This is a genomic window from Cellvibrio fontiphilus (assembly GCF_042646205.1).
GTDB classification, from domain to species: domain Bacteria; phylum Pseudomonadota; class Gammaproteobacteria; order Pseudomonadales; family Cellvibrionaceae; genus Cellvibrio; species Cellvibrio fontiphilus_A.
Map to the genome: position 1 here is coordinate 418,070 of NZ_JBHRTF010000002.1, position 15,504 is coordinate 433,573.

Annotated in this window: 17 protein-coding genes; 11 read left to right on the forward strand and 6 right to left on the reverse strand. The window is 53.2% G+C overall.

What is annotated here, in order from left to right; translation table 11 throughout:
• Window positions 1-41 precede the first annotated feature (41 nt).
• The 3 genes from ACFODX_RS03635 (at window position 42) to ACFODX_RS03645 (ending at window position 2,740) form a co-directional block, all read left to right on the forward strand.
• Window positions 42-1,448, forward strand: coding sequence for a S41 family peptidase (locus ACFODX_RS03635; RefSeq protein ID WP_378116164.1), 1,407 nt, complete (start codon window positions 42-44; stop codon window positions 1,446-1,448).
• Window positions 1,449-1,452: 4 nt separating this feature from the next.
• A complete protein-coding gene (locus ACFODX_RS03640; protein ID WP_378116166.1) occupies window positions 1,453-2,349 on the forward strand; it encodes a divergent polysaccharide deacetylase family protein in 897 nt (298 codons plus the stop codon).
• A gap of 166 nt (window positions 2,350-2,515) precedes the next feature.
• Window positions 2,516-2,740, forward strand: a complete 225-nt coding sequence (locus ACFODX_RS03645; RefSeq protein WP_324257150.1) for a DUF6316 family protein — start codon at window positions 2,516-2,518, stop codon at window positions 2,738-2,740.
• A gap of 93 nt (window positions 2,741-2,833) precedes the next feature.
• On the opposite strand, the gene hisF is transcribed toward ACFODX_RS03645, so the two are convergent.
• The gene (hisF, locus tag ACFODX_RS03650) at window positions 2,834-3,607 is read right to left on the reverse strand and encodes an imidazole glycerol phosphate synthase subunit HisF (RefSeq protein ID WP_378116168.1); all 774 of its coding nucleotides are present in this window, start codon (window positions 3,605-3,607) and stop codon (window positions 2,834-2,836) included.
• Between the two features lie 292 nt (window positions 3,608-3,899).
• Between hisF and ACFODX_RS03655 the strand changes: the two genes are divergently transcribed.
• Window positions 3,900-4,484, forward strand: coding sequence for a DVUA0089 family protein (locus tag ACFODX_RS03655; protein ID WP_378116170.1), 585 nt, complete (start codon window positions 3,900-3,902; stop codon window positions 4,482-4,484).
• 77 nt (window positions 4,485-4,561) lie between these two features.
• Here the strand turns inward: ACFODX_RS03655 and hisA are convergent, their stop codons facing one another.
• The 3 genes from hisA to hisB all read right to left on the reverse strand — a co-directional run bounded on the left by hisA (window position 4,562) and on the right by hisB (window position 6,637).
• Window positions 4,562-5,293, reverse strand: coding sequence for a 1-(5-phosphoribosyl)-5-[(5-phosphoribosylamino)methylideneamino]imidazole-4-carboxamide isomerase (hisA, locus tag ACFODX_RS03660; RefSeq protein WP_378116172.1), 732 nt, complete (start codon window positions 5,291-5,293; stop codon window positions 4,562-4,564).
• Between the two features lie 90 nt (window positions 5,294-5,383).
• Entirely contained in the window at window positions 5,384-6,040 is a 657-nt protein-coding gene (hisH, locus tag ACFODX_RS03665; RefSeq protein ID WP_378116174.1) for an imidazole glycerol phosphate synthase subunit HisH, read from the reverse strand.
• 3 nt (window positions 6,041-6,043) lie between these two features.
• Window positions 6,044-6,637, reverse strand: a complete 594-nt coding sequence (gene hisB / locus ACFODX_RS03670; protein ID WP_378116176.1) for an imidazoleglycerol-phosphate dehydratase HisB — start codon at window positions 6,635-6,637, stop codon at window positions 6,044-6,046.
• Between the two features lie 194 nt (window positions 6,638-6,831).
• On the opposite strand from hisB, the gene ACFODX_RS03675 reads away from it, so the two are divergent.
• Together ACFODX_RS03675 and ACFODX_RS03680 are read left to right on the forward strand one after the other, a co-directional pair.
• A complete protein-coding gene (locus ACFODX_RS03675; RefSeq protein ID WP_378116178.1) occupies window positions 6,832-7,470 on the forward strand; it encodes a hypothetical protein in 639 nt (212 codons plus the stop codon).
• A 203-nt stretch (window positions 7,471-7,673) separates the two neighbouring features.
• Window positions 7,674-8,348: a hypothetical protein gene (locus ACFODX_RS03680; protein WP_378116180.1), complete on the forward strand. Its 675-nt coding sequence runs from the start codon at window positions 7,674-7,676 to the stop codon at window positions 8,346-8,348.
• On the opposite strand, the gene ACFODX_RS03685 is transcribed toward ACFODX_RS03680, so the two are convergent.
• Window positions 8,345-9,646, reverse strand: a complete 1,302-nt coding sequence (locus tag ACFODX_RS03685; RefSeq protein ID WP_378116182.1) for a dicarboxylate/amino acid:cation symporter — start codon at window positions 9,644-9,646, stop codon at window positions 8,345-8,347. The genes ACFODX_RS03680 and ACFODX_RS03685 overlap by 4 nt on opposite strands.
• 77 nt (window positions 9,647-9,723) lie before the next feature.
• Entirely contained in the window at window positions 9,724-9,999 is a 276-nt protein-coding gene (locus ACFODX_RS03690) for an HU family DNA-binding protein (RefSeq protein ID WP_324257159.1), read from the reverse strand.
• 140 nt (window positions 10,000-10,139) lie between these two features.
• Here ACFODX_RS03690 and ACFODX_RS03695 point away from each other — a divergent pair, with 140 nt between their 5' ends.
• The 5 genes from ACFODX_RS03695 to ACFODX_RS03715 all read left to right on the forward strand — a co-directional run bounded on the left by ACFODX_RS03695 (window position 10,140) and on the right by ACFODX_RS03715 (window position 15,440).
• Window positions 10,140-10,736: a chorismate--pyruvate lyase family protein gene (locus ACFODX_RS03695; protein WP_378116185.1), complete on the forward strand. Its 597-nt coding sequence runs from the start codon at window positions 10,140-10,142 to the stop codon at window positions 10,734-10,736.
• A gap of 93 nt (window positions 10,737-10,829) precedes the next feature.
• Window positions 10,830-11,753 (forward strand): 4-hydroxybenzoate octaprenyltransferase, encoded by a 924-nt coding sequence (ubiA, locus tag ACFODX_RS03700; protein WP_378116950.1) that lies wholly within the window; start codon window positions 10,830-10,832, stop codon window positions 11,751-11,753.
• Window positions 11,754-11,882: 129 nt separating this feature from the next.
• Entirely contained in the window at window positions 11,883-12,581 is a 699-nt protein-coding gene (phoB, locus tag ACFODX_RS03705) for a phosphate regulon transcriptional regulator PhoB (protein WP_324257162.1), read from the forward strand.
• Window positions 12,582-12,728: 147 nt separating this feature from the next.
• Window positions 12,729-14,012 (forward strand): phosphate regulon sensor histidine kinase PhoR, encoded by a 1,284-nt coding sequence (phoR, locus tag ACFODX_RS03710; RefSeq protein ID WP_378116187.1) that lies wholly within the window; start codon window positions 12,729-12,731, stop codon window positions 14,010-14,012.
• A gap of 231 nt (window positions 14,013-14,243) precedes the next feature.
• Window positions 14,244-15,440, forward strand: a complete 1,197-nt coding sequence (locus ACFODX_RS03715; protein WP_378116189.1) for a lytic polysaccharide monooxygenase — start codon at window positions 14,244-14,246, stop codon at window positions 15,438-15,440.
• The last annotated feature ends 64 nt before the right edge of the window (window positions 15,441-15,504 follow it).

Genomic DNA, 15,504 nt, shown 5'->3' on the forward strand with positions numbered 1-15,504 from the left:
CGATTAAAGATAGATTTGGCTTAATTGCCATCGGAGCTTTCATGTTTTGCGCGGCTTTTCCCCGGTTTCCCGCTAGCTTTCGCCAGACTTTCGCTGGCCTTTTGGTCTTGCTGCCCAGCCTTGCATGGGCAGATGAAACACCAACCGCCACCACAGGCCTCCTGCCGCTGGAGGAACTGCGCACCTTCACCCGCGTTTACGACCATGTCCGCAGTGGTTATGTCGATGACATCAGCGATGCCCAACTGCTGGAGTACGCGATTAAAGGCATGATCGCCGAACTTGACCCTCACTCGGCCTATCTGGACAAAGAGGCATTTGCCGATTTACAAGCCTCTACCTCCGGTGAATTTGGCGGCGTGGGCCTGGAAGTCAGTATCGATGACGGCTATGTCAAAGTGGTTACACCTATCGATGGCAGCCCCTCTGCCAATGCGGGTATTTTGGCGGGTGACATAGTCGTGCGTATCGACGACAAACCCGTCAAAGGCATGGATTTGAACAAAGCCGTGAACCTGATGCGCGGCCCCAAAAACAGCCCTATCAAAATCACCGTGATGCGCGATGGCGTAGATCAACCTATCGATTTCAATTTGTTGCGCGACCTTATCAAGGTCCAAAGTGTGCGCACCCGCCTGCTGGAACAGGACTATTTCTATATCCGTATCGCCCAATTCCAATTGGATACGGGCAAGGAAATGAGTAAAAAAATCCAGGACCAATTGAAAAAACAACCAGAAACCAAAGGCATCATTCTCGACCTGCGCAATAACCCCGGCGGGGTTTTGCAGTCCTCCGTAGAAGTGGTAGACGCCTTTTTGGATGGTGGCCTGGTGGTGTACACCCAAGGCCGGTTGGACAATAGCAATATCAGCTACAACGCCGAACAGGGCGATATCACCAGCGGCCTCCCCCTGATAGTGCTGATCAACGACGGCTCGGCTTCAGCCTCGGAAATCGTCGCCGGCGCCCTGCAGGATCACAAGCGCGGCATCATTATGGGCACACGCAGTTTTGGCAAAGGCTCGGTGCAATCTGTTATTCCCATCAGCAATGACCGCGCCGTGAAGCTCACTACCGCGCTTTATTACACCCCCAATGGCCGCTCTATCCAGGCCCAGGGTATAGCGCCCGATGTAGAAGTGGAGCGGGTGCAAGTGGCGGCGATTGCGCAAAATCCAGCCGTAACCGAGGCAGATCTTGCCGGCCACCTGGGCAATAGCAAGGGCGGCAAAGAGAGCAACAGTAAGGATCGCGCCACGCGCCGCATTACCAGCGCCGAGCTATTGCAGGAAGACAACCAGCTGCATGAGGCGCTCAACCTGCTCAAAGGTCTGAATATCTTCTTGCAAAACTCACCCTTGGCCAGCAGCCAGGAAGCAGTTCCCGAGATAGCGCCGGATATTGTCCTGCAACCAGAAACCGACAATCCGGCAGCTTCGCACTGAACTTATGAGCAGGCCAAGAGCCACTTGGCTAAGTCATCTATTGGTTTTGCTGTTGGCTGGCGCAGCGCCCCTCTGCAGCGCCGCCCCAGCCAGCTCCCCGGGTAAAACAAGCGCCCAGCCAGCACAGCTGGCGATTATTATCGATGACCTGGGTTACAACCTCAGCATGGGGCGACGCACCCTTGACTTGCCCGGTGCCATCACCGTTGCCGTTTTACCCTTCACACCCCACGGGCGGGAACTGGCCGCCTATGCCCATCGCCGGGGTAAAGAGATCATGCTGCACGCGCCCATGAGCAACCATCACCAGTACCCCTTGGGGCGCGGCGGCCTGCGCAGCGGTATGGATAAACACGAATTTCTTGCCGTGCTGCGCCATAACCTCGCCGAGATACCCTATGTGCAAGGAGTAAATAACCACATGGGCAGTCAGCTCACTGAACAAGCTGAACCCATGAGCTGGCTGATGGCGGAACTCAAACACCGCCGGCTGTACTTTGTAGATAGTCGAACCAGTGCCCAAACCCAAGCCCTGAATCAGGCCCAAGCCATAGGCTTACCAAGCCTCAAGCGCGATGTATTTTTGGACGACAAACGCGATCAACAACTCATCCACCAACAGCTCTTACGGGCACTGGAAAAAGCGCAACAACAGGGTCTTGCTGTCGCGATTGGCCACCCTTATCCGGAAACACTCAGGGTACTCGAACAACTGCCCGCATTACTCGATAGCTACCAGGTCGAACTGGTCGCAGTATCTGCTCTTATGCCTAAACCAACACTGCTGGACATATTGCCGACCAAGGAGAGCCGCTGTCTGGCGCCCCCGATGGGACTCTGGCCAAGGGTCTGGGCGCCAATAGATCCTTTTGACTCTATCCCCCCACTGTGGGAACATTGACGAATTAGGCGCCAAGTTGATTAAATCCTGGTAGTTCTAAGAGGGATGCATAAGCAGACCAACTAAATCTAGCGATGAGCTTTAGTTGCTGTCTATAATCATGCTGGGCGATTAATGAACAGTCCGCACAGGGAAATCTAAACGCAGAGCGCAGCGAGGAATTTATATGGCAACATTAAACAGAGCTGGCGAGCAAGGCAGTGTGCCTTCACGTCAAGGCCGCTACATACAGAAAGATGGCTACTGGTACTACACCACCCGTGAAGGCGTGGATATAGGGCCATTTGATAGCCGCACCGATGCCGAAGTAGGCGTGGGTGAATTTATCGAATTTATTCAGGCTTCAGAACCAAAGGTTTCCGATGTCCTAAAACAGTACCGCGCGGCCTAGATGCTGACGATTTACCTTTTCTAGGTCGCTTCCATTAAAAAAGGGCACCCATTGGTGCCCTTTTTTTGGTTCAGCAAGTTGTTGGATTGTCTCCTACAACCGCACTTCAATCCCCCGCTCACGCATATATTCCTTGGCTTGCTGCAAGGTGTATTCACGGAAGTGAAAAATACTGGCGGCCAAGACTGCATCGGCACGCCCCTGGGTGACGCCATCCACCAGATGCTGCAAGTTGCCCACCCCTCCAGAAGCGATAACAGGCACAGGGACAGCATCGCTAATCGCGCGGGTAACGCCCAGGTCATAACCTTTTTTGGTTCCATCGCCGTCCATGCTGGTGAGCAGGATTTCGCCGGCACCATAAGCTGCCATCTTGGCTGCCCACTCTACGGCATCTATACCTGTGGGTTTACGGCCGCCGTGGGTGAATATCTCCCAGCGAGGCACTTCACCCTCCTGGCTAACTTTTTTGGCATCAATCGCTACCACAATGCACTGGGCACCAAACCGGTCAGAGGCCGCTTTAACAAAATCCGGGTTGAATACTGCGGCCGAGTTGATGCTTACCTTATCGGCACCGGCATTGAGCATAGTGCGGATGTCTTCCACAGTGCGAATACCACCACCCACAGTCAGCGGGATAAACACTTCGCTGGCGATCTTTTCCACAGTATGGACTGTAGTTGCACGACCTTCATGGGTGGCGGTGATATCCAAAAAGGTGATCTCATCCGCCCCTTCCTGGTTGTAGCGCTTGGCAATTTCTACCGGATCACCCGCATCGCGGATATCCAGAAATTGCACACCTTTGACCACACGGCCATTATCGACATCGAGGCAGGGGATTATGCGTTTTGCAAGAGCCATAAAATTCTCAAGAATAGCGTTAACAAGGCGCCATTTTAGCCTGTATTCCACCTCTGGCGGGAACTAATAGCACTGTGTGAAGTGCGTCACATTATATAAATAATATATATAGGGAAGTTCACCTTAATAGCTTTTAATGTCGATTAAACTTACATCAGCAATTACCAAAAAATAATAACCCATTGATATTTATAGATATTTAAATAATGGCGCGAAAATTGTAAATGTGTCGCCCGATATCTCCACGATGGAGAGTCGTCTAACTTAAAACTATTGTTGTAAAGGAAAATCCATGAAAAAGATTACTGCTCTGGCGGCGGCTGCGCTCCTGTCATTCACTGGCTACGCCAACGCTGGCTTGTTCCACTTTACCGGTGAGATCGAGAACCACAACGACGTTATCTACACCTATTTCACTGTTGGTGCGGATGCCACTGATGTGCGTGTTTGGACTGATTCATTCCAAGGTGGCGTAAACTTCGACCCTATCACCGCACTGTGGAAAGCAGATGGCACACTGATCGGTCAAAACGACGACAATTCAAGCATCAACCCATCTACCCAAACTATTTATGATTCAGGTTTGTGGTTCAACAGCCTGGCCGCTGGCGATTACATTTTCACTGTAGCCACTTACAACAACTGGGCTGCTGGCTCTACCCTGGATGCCGGTTTTGTCTTTGACAACCAAACTCCTATCGCTCTGGAGAACTGGAATCAACCAGCCAATCATATCAACATGGGCAACTACTGGAGCCTGTGGTTGGACGGTGTTGACGCGGCAAGCAACCCGACTTCTGTATCAGAACCTGCACCGCTGGCCTTGTTGGGCCTGGCTCTCCTCGGTCTTGGCTGGAGAAGAGCGCGCAAAGCCTAATTAGCTTTCAGCGCATAAAAAAAGCCCCAACGCAGTGATGTGTTGGGGCTTTTTTTATGCGACTTTGCCAACGTTAATTAGCGAGCATCACAATAAGCCTGGGCTTCCGCCATGCTCAGGGTACCTTCATAAATAGCGCGGCCGGTAATAGCACCACAGATACCTTTATGGGCTTCGGCTTTAAGCGCGATGATATCGTCCATATTGGTAATACCCCCGGAGGCGATCACCGGAATGCTGGACGCCTGCGCCATAGCCACAGTTGCCTGCACATTGACTCCCTGCATCATGCCGTCGCGGGCGATGTCGGTGTAGACAATGCTGCTTACGCCGTCTTGCTCAAAACGCTTGGCCAGCTCAGATGCCTGCACATTGGATACTTCCGCCCAGCCGTCGGTGGCGACCCAGCCGTCTTTGGCGTCCAGACCAACAATGATATGACCGGGAAATTGTTTGCACATATCGGTCACAAACTGCGGCTCTTTTACCGCTTTAGTGCCGATAATCACGTACTGCACGCCCGCATTCAGGTAGTACTCAATAGTTTCCGCGCTGCGAATACCGCCGCCAATCTGGATCGGCAGATTCGGGTGGGCTTTGGCGATGGCCGTTACCACGCCGCCATTCACCGGCTTGCCTTCAAAAGCGCCGTTCAAGTCCACCAGGTGCAAACGGCGACAGCCTTGTTGTACCCATTGTGCGGCCATAGCCACGGGATCGTCAGAGAATACCGTGGAATCGTCCATCAAACCCTGGCGCAAGCGCACGCATTGGCCGTCTTTTAAATCAATTGCGGGGATAATTAACATTGATCAATCTCGATTAAACAGAAATGTAGGTTGGGCAGTTATGCCCAACGTGGGTGGCGGCAGTAACGATGTTGGGCATTGTTGCCCAACCTACGCCTTGCCATCCCACTGTAAAAAATTCTTCAGCAGCTGCAAGCCAGCGGTATGGCTCTTTTCCGGGTGGAATTGCACGGCAAACAAATTGCCCTGCACCAGCGCCGCATGAAAGGGCACACCATAATCGCAAGTTGCCGCAACTTGGGTGGTATCGTCGGCCAAAATATAAAAACTGTGCACGAAGTAGAAGCGTGAATCCTGGGTTATACCAGCCCACAGGGGATGATTGTTGTGGTGCACCTGATTCCAGCCCATATGCGGCACTTTTAAGTGATTTCCCGCTGCATCCTGATGGTTTTCGCCGAAGAAGCGCACGTTTCCGCGCAGTATGCCGATGCAATCCACACCGCCATTTTCTTCGCTGTGATCCATCAGCGCCTGCATGCCCACACAAATACCCAGCACCGGTTTACCGGTGGCGATTTGTTCGCGCAGCAACTTATCGAAACCGAGGCGTTTGATTTCCGCCATGCAGTCGCGAATAGCGCCCACACCGGGGAATACCACGCGGTCAGCAGCAGCGACCACCGCCGGATCTGCAGTGACTACAACATGTTGTTCGGGTGCGACATGGCTCAGGGCGCTGGCTACCGAGTGGAGGTTGCCCATGCCGTAGTCGATAACGGCGACCGTCTGTTTAGCACTGGCCATGACTCAGAGGCTACCTTTGGTGGAGGGCATAATGCCTTCCATGCGCGGATCTTTCTCCAAGGCCATGCGCAGGGCGCGGCCGAAGGCTTTGAACACGGTTTCGATCTGGTGGTGGGCGTTGTGGCCGCGCAGGTTGTCCACGTGCAGGGTGACCCCGGCGTGATTGACGAAGCCCTGGAAAAACTCCCAGAACAGCTCTACATCAAATTGACCGATACGTTTTTGGGTAAAGGGAATTTGCATTACCAGACCGGGGCGGCCGGAGAAGTCAATCACCACCCGCGACAGCGCTTCATCCAGTGGTACATAGGCGTGACCGTAACGACGTATACCTTTTTTGTCGCCCACGGCTTTGGCAACCGCCTGGCCGATGGTGATACCTATATCTTCCACTGAGTGGTGATCGTCGATATGGGTGTCACCGTCACAGGTGACGTCCAGATCAATCATGCCGTGGCGGGCGATCTGGTCCATCATGTGTTCAAGGAAGGGAACACCGGTGTTGAATACACCTTTGCCGGCGCCATCCAGGTTCAGGCTGACGCTGATTTTTGTTTCCAGGGTGTTGCGGGTGACCTGGGCAATACGGTCTGACATAAGAAGACTCACAGGCTGATACATAATATGCCGGAAAGTATATAGATTCAGGGCGCCAAATTCACGGAAAGCGATGCTATAAGCGCGATTGTTAAGTGGATGTACAGTTTCGACAGCCTAGATTAATCAAAATACCTCGCGGAATAACGCCAGACTTTTATCTCTTTTTATTAACCCATGAATGGACAATCACTATGAAAAGCTCACTGTCTCACGCCCGGCGCATAGCCTTTGCAACCAGTTTGATGTTTGCCAGCCTGGCTTCTTTCGCCGCATCACCCAACAGCCAGTCCAACACAGCCATCACCGGCTGGAGCTGGTCGGGCCATATAGACCACGTAAATTTTGATGAAGCAGCAGCGGCGTCACAGGGCATTGAAGACACTGCAACGGCCGTGGGCGGCGCTGCGGAGTACTATTCCAGCAATAGCGAAAATACCCTTAGTCTGGGTATCAATGTGCTGTTTTATCGCGACAACGCAGCCTTCGGCCAATACGTGGAGGATTACTGGGGTGACGATGTGGACTATGAGGAATCTGACGCCAATGCCTTTATGCTATTTGCCGAATATGGCCCCAAGTATCGCTTTGGTCAGGACAACATGACCTTTGTGACCCTGCGTGGCGGTGTTAGCGGCATTCTCGCTTCCGAGCGCAGCATCAGTAATTGCAGCGATTGCTACTCGGAAGATATTGAGATCGATGGAGGCCTGTATGGCGTAATTGGTATTGGCCAAACCCTGGGGCGCCTGGATCTGGGATTGCAATTCCAGCAGTATTTTACCGGCGATCTGGACAATAGCCTGCGCTTGAAGCTTTCAGGTGCATTTTAAGTGCCCACCTAAATCAATGGGTTACCTGAGCACTCCAAAGGTGTTCAGGTAATTTTGGGCAATTCCGATAATTCTTATAAAAACACGTTATTAAGAGTCACTTGCATTTGCACTGCCATGGTTTACTTTTAAATCGCCACTCGTTGAAGTAGGCGCCGCGAAGGACAATGAATGTGATTACCTATAACCAATATACAGGCGCTATGAATGACCCACTAAACCCCATTCGCCAACTTATACGCCAGGCGCAGGAACAGGATTCCGCCTCGGGCAAGCTGTTGGAGTTCGTGGAGTGTCGCAAGGGGCATTTACATAACGCGATTAAATTACCCGCTGACAAGGCCAGTAAAAAACTCGCCGATTTTGTCGTGCGCTACATTAAACATGTGCCTGATTTTATCGATGCGATCCGCAGCATGGCGCAGGAAGCCGGTATTTATGAAGATGTGAAACCGCTGCTGAAAATTGCCAGCGACTACTTTTTATCGCCCCCCTCCATTGTTGACCCCCACAGCCAGCTGCAAGCATTGCTGGATGAAGCCTACCTTGCGCACAGGTTGCTGGAAGAGGTGAATGATCGCTTTATGGCCAAGAGCGGCATTCCTCTCGCGCCGATGGACATGACCATGGCCAATGTTATCGCCCATGAATTGATTGGCGAGCCGTTTGCGAACGAGCTGGATCAGGCAGTGCTGTTTTCCGCAGAACTATTGCTGGATGAGCAGGGCTTTAATAGCCAGCATTTGGAGGATTATGTGCTCACCCACAAAACCAACGGCTGGCAACAGGAGCTGGAGCGCTGGCCTTGTTTGGTGGAGGATTTATCAATCAGTGTGGAGTTTGATACTGAAGACGACCAAAGTGCGACCCGTCACTAGACGGGATCGACTTCGGCGTTGAGCTTCATATTGTGAAAGCGCGATTCATCAATCATGCCTTCGCTTTTGGCAACTATAACGGAAACAACGGCATCGCCATTGACGTTAACGGCGGTGCGCACCATATCCAACAAACGATCAACCCCGATAATCAGGGCTATGCCTTCAACCGGTACACCTACTGATTGCAGCACCATCGCCAGCATCACCAAGCCCACACTGGGCACACCCGCCGTCCCCACAGAAGCGAGTGTTGCGGTGAGTATGACCGTCAAATAACCGGCCGCACCAATCTCAATCCCGTAGACCTGGGCGATAAAAATGGTAGCTACACCCTGCATAATGGCCGTGCCGTCCATATTAATGGTGGCACCCAATGGCACAGCAAAGCTGCTGATTTTATTGTCTACACCCAGGTCGTGCTCGACCGTGCGCATAGTCACCGGCAAGGTGGCGTTGCTGGATGCGGTACTAAATGCAAACACCGCCACCTTCCACATTTTTTTGAAAAATATAACCGGGCTCAAACCAGTAAAGAGTTTTAGCAGGCTGCCATAAACAACCAGACCGTGCAGCAGGAGCACAAAAAGCACGGTGAAGAAATATTTAGCCAGATCGGCAATCGCCGAAAAACCGATGCTCGCAAACAGTTTGGCCAGCAAACAAAACACGCCATAGGGCGCAAGCTGCATCAGCAATAACATCATTTTGAGCACCACTTCGTTCAGCTGCTCAAAAAAGGTTTTCATGCTGCTGCCCACTTCACCGCCAGTGCGTGAGATGGCAATGCCAAACAAAATCGAAAATACAATCACCTGCAGCATATTGCCTTCGGCCATAGCCTGCACCGGATTGCTGGGAAAGATATTGATAAAGGTCTCTTTGACCGAGGGCGATGCGGGCGTGGTGTAATTAGCCAGCGGGGCCATATCAACTCCCGCACCCGGCTGCACTAAAGCTGCCACCCCCATAGCCAGCCCAATCGCCAATGCGGTAGTGAACATGTAAAACAGCAGGGTTTTAGTCGCCAGGGGGCCCATACGACTATGGCCGCCCAATGCCATAGCGCCGCAGACCAGCGACACAAATACCAGAGGCACTACCAACAGTTTTAACGAGGCAACAAATATTTGGCCAACGGCATCAAGAACACCGTCGATGACAACCGTTTGCAACCAGACACCCAAGGGCGTGGCGGGTAAATTACTCGCTTCATCGACAACGATTAACAGATTGAAACCTATGCCTACCGCTATACCCAACAGCATGCCAAGCAGGATCTTATTGGTCAGGGACATAGGTGAACCTCGGGGAAATTATTTTTAAAAGAGGACAAACCACTGCGGCGCACGGGCGCCGCAGGGTGGGAAGTGGCTTATTCGTTAACGGCGTCTTTAAGCGCTTTACCGGCCTTGAAGGTGACCGTTTTACTGGCGGCGATTTGAATAGTCGCGCCGGTCTGTGGATTGCGGCCTTCGCGGGCAGCGCGCTCACTGACATTGAAGGTACCAAAACCTAACAGGGCGACAGATTCACCGCGCGCCAGGGCGTTAGTGATTTGCTCAACAAAAGCCGAAACCACCAAATCTGCTTTATTTACCCCCAGGTCAGTATTGTTTGCCAGGGCAACAACTATATCGGTCTTGTGCATAATGCTTCTCCTTTCATGTGTTAAGCCGCGAGTGTACCTGCTTGCGGCCTGTTGCGGCAGGCTTGACGCGGGTTTTTCCGCACCGCAAATAGACCGAGCTGCTAAACTGCGCCGGCTTACCGCAGGCAGAGGAGATCATTTTGCCCCGTGTTACTGCTTCCACCCGATTGCATTCCCCCTGGCGCCCACGCCATCAATTGCCACTCAGGAATCGCCCTTCACCCTGCCTGCACAGCTGGCTGGATGATGAAGGCTCATTGACCGCGCGTTTGGTCGGGCTCAGCAAGGGCCAGTTTCAGGTTGAGGTGCTGCGCCAGCAACTCGCCTTACCCAGCCGCGATGAGCAGCAAGCCTTGGGCATGAAACGCCCCGCTCGCGCCCTGATTCGCGAGGTAATCCTGCGCGGCCACCACCAACCCTGGGTGTTCGCCCGCAGTGTACTGCCGCTCTCCAGCCTCAGCGGCAAGCTGCGCCATTTGCGCAAACAGCGCAATCGGCCCTTGGGGGCATTTTTGTTCAGTCAGCCACAACTGGTGCGCAGCCCCATTGCGGTGGCGAGCTTTAATGCTGATGATGCGTACCTACCACCCGGGATCGCCTGTTCCACTCCGCTCTGGGGGCGCCGTTCGGTATTTGCACTGGATGGCAAACCGCTGCTGGTCAGTGAAGTTTTTTTGCCCGCTTTTTGCGATCAATTACGCTCCAACGATTCCCGATCACCAATCACAACAGACTGATATCGGCCTATGAACAGCCCTAAATCTTCCCGCCGGCCCACCAAAGCCGCCCCAGCCCAGCCAGTTGATAAAGCGGCGCTTGCGGCCAAACCGATGCAGCCCCAAAAGAACCGCACTAAAGTCGTTAAAAGTCGCGAAATTGGCGGCCTTGTCGCCAAAATCCAGCAAAAGGCACCAATTTACTGGCGCCTGATGCGCATGGATCGCCCCATAGGAACGCTGCTACTGCTCTGGCCGACCTTGTGGAGCCTGTGGCTGGCTGCCAAGGGTATGCCGCGTTTGGAAAACCTGGTGATTTTTACCCTGGGTGTGATTGTGATGCGCTCTGCCGGCTGTGTGATCAACGACTTTGCCGACCGCAAGATTGACGGCAGTGTGCAGCGCACCAAAAACCGTCCGCTGGCAACGGGCGCAGTGTCCAGCCGCGAGGCGTTTGGTTTGTTTATCGGCCTGTGTTTGGTCGCATTTGCACTGGTATTAATGACTGACCCGCTCACCATCAAACTGTCGGTTGGCGGCCTGCTGCTCGCCTTTTGCTACCCCTTTATGAAGCGTCACACCCACCTGCCACAGGTGGTGTTAGGGGCTGCATTTGCCTGGGGCATCCCCATGGCGTTTGCCGCCGAAGCGGGCGCGCTGCATGAAAATATCTGGCTGGTGTATTTGGCGGTAGTGCTCTGGACGGTTGCCTACGACACCTTTTACGCCATGGTGGACAGGGATGACGACCTGAAAATCGGGGTTAAATCCACTGCGATTTTATTTGGAGAACAGGATCGTTTGATGACCGGCATACTGCAGGGTTTAACTCTGTATGCGCTGCTACTGGTGGGCAATCGTTTTGAGCTGGGACTCTACTATTATTTGGGTTTGGCGGTAGCGGCAGCGCTGTTTATCTATCAACAATGGCTGATTCGCTTTCGCAACCGCGATGCCTGCTTCAAGGCCTTTTTAAATAACAACTGGGTTGGTGTTGCAATATTTGCCGGTTTGGTCGCCGATTATTCGCTGAAATAAACCGCTCAGGGGCTCGACGCTGGAATTTTCAGACTTGTCATAAATATGTAACACTGAGCTTATTAAATAAGCTGCAACAATAGCTTCATGAACCGTGAAGCCTACCGTAGCTTTATTAGGCAGAAGATTATGACTGGTCGCAAAATCCTTATCGTCGACGATGAATCCGCTATTCGCGATATGTTGCGTGTAGCGCTGGAAATGGCTGAATACCAGGTGCTGGAAGCCAGCAATGCGCAAGACGCCCACGGCCTGATTATCGATGAAAAACCCGACCTGATTCTGCTGGATTGGATGATGCCCGGCACCAGTGGTATCGAACTGGCGCGCCGCCTCAAGCGCGATGAAGTCACCGCCAATACCCCCATCATCATGCTCACCGCCAAAGGCGAGGAAGATAACAAGATCCAGGGCTTGGAAGTAGGCGCCGACGATTACATCACCAAACCCTTCTCCCCGCGTGAGCTGGTCGCCCGTTTAAAGGCGGTACTGCGCCGCGCCGACCCGCAGATTACCGCCGCGCCGATTACCGTGCAGGGCCTGTGCCTTGACCCTGCAAGCCACCGGGTCACCATCAATGACCAGTCTGTGGATATGGGCCCTACCGAATACCGCTTGCTGGAGTTTTTTCTCACCCACCAGGAAAGAGCCTATACTCGCAGCCAATTGCTGGATCACGTCTGGGGCGGCAATGTCTATGTGGAGGAGCGCACGGTGGACGTGCATATCCGCCGCCTGCGCAAAGCCCTGACCATCGACGGTCACGAAGACCTGATCCAGACTGTGCGCGGAACAGGCTATCGTTTTTCTACTCGCATCGAAGCCTGATTGTATCAAGTTGCAAGTTTTCGGGAGCGGGCAAGCCTGAGCGACAATCGGAGACAGGATGTCGACGATTAGCCCCCATGGATGGGTTTATGGCGTGTCGCGCAGGCTTGCCCGCTACCGAAAACGGATCGACACTGAGAGGCACTCTTGTTAAAAGGTTTTAGCGCTGAGCTGCAGCGCATTCTGATTATTCTCGCCATCTGCAGCCTGATTGGGTTTTTTAGCGACAATTACGCCCTGTGGATGTTGCTGGGCTGCGGCGTTTACATCCTGTGGATGCTCTGGCAAATGCGTCGCCTTAACCAATGGCTGCTCAAGCGCGAGAGCGAACACCCACCCGAAGCCAGCGGTATTTGGGGGCAGGTGTTCGACAATATCTACCAGCTGCAGCGCGACCAACGCATCGAAAAAGACAACCTGCAAGCCGTTATCAAACGCATCCAGGAAATCAGCTCCGCACTCAAAGACGGCCTGATTATTTTGGACGCGCGCGGTTGCCTGGATTTTTGGAACCCCGCAGCGCACCGCATGCTCGCGCTCAATACCAAAGACCAGGGCCAATCGGTGATCAACTTTATCCGCCACCCCAAGTTTGTCGCCTACTTTGAAGAGGGTAATTACGGCGAGCCGCTGGAAATTCCATCGCCGCGTTTTTCCTCCAAACACTTGCAGTTCCAAATCACGCCCTTCGGCAAAATGGAGCGTTTGATTGTGGTGCGCGATGTCACCCAGCTGCACAATCTGGAAAAAATGCGCCAGGATTTTATCGCCAACGTCTCCCACGAATTGCGCACGCCACTCACCGTGATTAACGGTTATGTAGAAACCCTCGCCGATAACAACACTACGCCGAGCTGGAATAAACCCCTGCAACAAATGCTGCAGCAGGCCAAACGTATGTCGCTGCTGATTAACGATTTACTGGTGCTGTCCAAACTGGAAACCACCGAGGCAGGGCACAACCACAAACCCATTAATATTGAACAGCTGTTGGCCGTTGTTAAAAGCGAGGCCGATGTGCTGGGCAAGGAGAAAAACCAACAGCTCACCCTGGTGTGTAACAACACCACCAAACCCCTGCTACTGCAGGGCAATGAAAAGGAATTGCACAGCGCCTTTTCCAATCTGGTGATTAACGCCATCAAATACACCCAAGCCGAGGGGCGGATCAGTATCTTGCTGTGGCAGGATCAAAAACACGTCTATGTATCGGTCAGCGATAACGGCCCGGGCATAGAGGCCCAGCATATTCCGCGCCTGACCGAGCGTTTTTATCGCGTGGATGCCAGCCGCAATAGCGGCACTGGCGGCACTGGTTTGGGCCTTGCCATAGTTAAACACGTATTGATGCGCCACTACGCCGAATTAAAAATCACCAGTGAACCGGGTAAAGGCAGTATGTTTATTTGTGTTTTTGCGCTGCCGCAATAAACCTGCAGCGCACTTTTTGTGACTGGCTTCTGCATATAACCAAAATTCGAACCTGCTACCCAAAGTCCTACCGTTTTGACCAAAAGTCGGACTCGTCAAATACAACGTTGTCATTTTAGACTCGCTGCTGTTGCATCGTTTTGCATTGCCTGTGCGCATGCAGATGCACTGATGTTGCCGCGCCACCCGAGTGGCACCGGTATCACCTTTAATCCCAGCAGGAGACCTAGAGTGAACAAGATCAATAAGTGGCACTCACATCTCAACCTGAAAAGTTGTGGTGTATCCGCCCTAATCATCAGCCTCAGTTCGTTGTTTGCCGTCAGCCAAGCCAATGCTCACGGTTTTGTGTCATCGCCCAAAAGCCGTGTGATCCAATGTAAGGAAAACGGTATCGAAAACCCCACCCACCCGGCATGTATCGCCGCCAAAGCAGCGGGTAACGGCGGTTTGTATACGCCGCAGGAAGTGGCCGTGGGCGGTGTGCGCGATAACCATGAGTTTTTTATCCCGGACGGCCGCCTCTGTAGCGCCAACCGCGCCAACCTGTTTGGTATGGATTTGGCCCGCACTGACTGGCCAGCCACCAATGTGTCTGCCGGCCCGCTGCAATTTGTATGGACCAATACCGCGGCGCACAAAACCATGTACTTCCGCTATTACATCACCCGCGAAGGTTACAACCACGCCCAACCGCTGCGCTGGTCTGACCTCGAGTTAATTTACGATTCTGGCAAAGAGCCAGCTGAAGCGACTTCACTGCACACTGTGCCCATGCCACCGCGCACCGGTCGCCATATTGTGTACAGCATTTGGCAGCGCGACTGGGAATTGGATGCAGCCGAAGGTTTCTACCAATGTATCGATGTGAACTATGGTGGCAGCAGCAACTCCTCAGCAGCGTCCTCTACGCCGAGTTCTGTACCCAGCTCATCCGTTGGGTCAGTGGCCAGCTCATCGCTCGCCTCCAGTGTGTCAAACAACACCTGTGCCGGTCTGGGGATTTGGAATCCAACCATCGCCTACCAAAACCCAACCCAAATCCAACACAACGGCAGACGCTATCAGGCTAACTATTGGACCCAGGGCAATAACCCCGCAACCAACAATGGCCAATACAACTTCTGGCTGGATTTGGGCGCCTGTGTTGGCGGTGTGACCTCGTCATCCTCTTCAGTGGCGTCAGTTGCACCCAGCTCTTCCAGCGTCAGCAGCCAAGCGGCATCTTCATCTTCAGTCGCAACCGGCAACTGCAGCTCACCGGCCTACGTTAATGGCGCCACCTACACCACCGGTGCCTTGGTACAAAACGGCGGCAGTGAATACAGCTGTACCGTGGCTGGCTGGTGTACTGTCGGCGGGCCTTACGCACCGGGCACTGGCTGGGCCTGGCAAAATGCCTGGTCGCTGGTTCGCAGCTGTCAATAACAGCGTCGCCGCTGTCGATAACAGCAGCTAGCGCCAGCCGGAAACGTCCTGCAAGTCTGTTCCG

Excerpts from the sequence above, each read along its gene's own strand:
- ACFODX_RS03680 (WP_378116180.1), top strand. The coding sequence starts at position 7,674 with ATGAATGACCCACTAAACCCCATTCGCCAACTTATACGCCAGGCGCAG.
- ACFODX_RS03685 (WP_378116182.1), bottom strand. The coding sequence starts at position 9,646 with ATGTCCCTGACCAATAAGATCCTGCTTGGCATGCTGTTGGGTATAGCG.
- ACFODX_RS03640 (WP_378116166.1), top strand. The coding sequence starts at position 1,453 with ATGAGCAGGCCAAGAGCCACTTGGCTAAGTCATCTATTGGTTTTGCTG.
- ubiA (WP_378116950.1), top strand. The coding sequence starts at position 10,830 with ATGCAGCCCCAAAAGAACCGCACTAAAGTCGTTAAAAGTCGCGAAATT.
- hisB (WP_378116176.1), bottom strand. The coding sequence starts at position 6,637 with ATGTCAGACCGTATTGCCCAGGTCACCCGCAACACCCTGGAAACAAAA.
- phoB (WP_324257162.1), top strand. The coding sequence starts at position 11,883 with ATGACTGGTCGCAAAATCCTTATCGTCGACGATGAATCCGCTATTCGC.
- ACFODX_RS03675 (WP_378116178.1), top strand. The coding sequence starts at position 6,832 with ATGAAAAGCTCACTGTCTCACGCCCGGCGCATAGCCTTTGCAACCAGT.
- hisA (WP_378116172.1), bottom strand. The coding sequence starts at position 5,293 with ATGTTAATTATCCCCGCAATTGATTTAAAAGACGGCCAATGCGTGCGC.
- ACFODX_RS03635 (WP_378116164.1), top strand. The coding sequence starts at position 42 with ATGTTTTGCGCGGCTTTTCCCCGGTTTCCCGCTAGCTTTCGCCAGACT.
- ACFODX_RS03690 (WP_324257159.1), bottom strand. The coding sequence starts at position 9,999 with ATGCACAAGACCGATATAGTTGTTGCCCTGGCAAACAATACTGACCTG.
- ACFODX_RS03645 (WP_324257150.1), top strand. The coding sequence starts at position 2,516 with ATGGCAACATTAAACAGAGCTGGCGAGCAAGGCAGTGTGCCTTCACGT.
- hisF (WP_378116168.1), bottom strand. The coding sequence starts at position 3,607 with ATGGCTCTTGCAAAACGCATAATCCCCTGCCTCGATGTCGATAATGGC.
- ACFODX_RS03655 (WP_378116170.1), top strand. The coding sequence starts at position 3,900 with ATGAAAAAGATTACTGCTCTGGCGGCGGCTGCGCTCCTGTCATTCACT.
- hisH (WP_378116174.1), bottom strand. The coding sequence starts at position 6,040 with ATGGCCAGTGCTAAACAGACGGTCGCCGTTATCGACTACGGCATGGGC.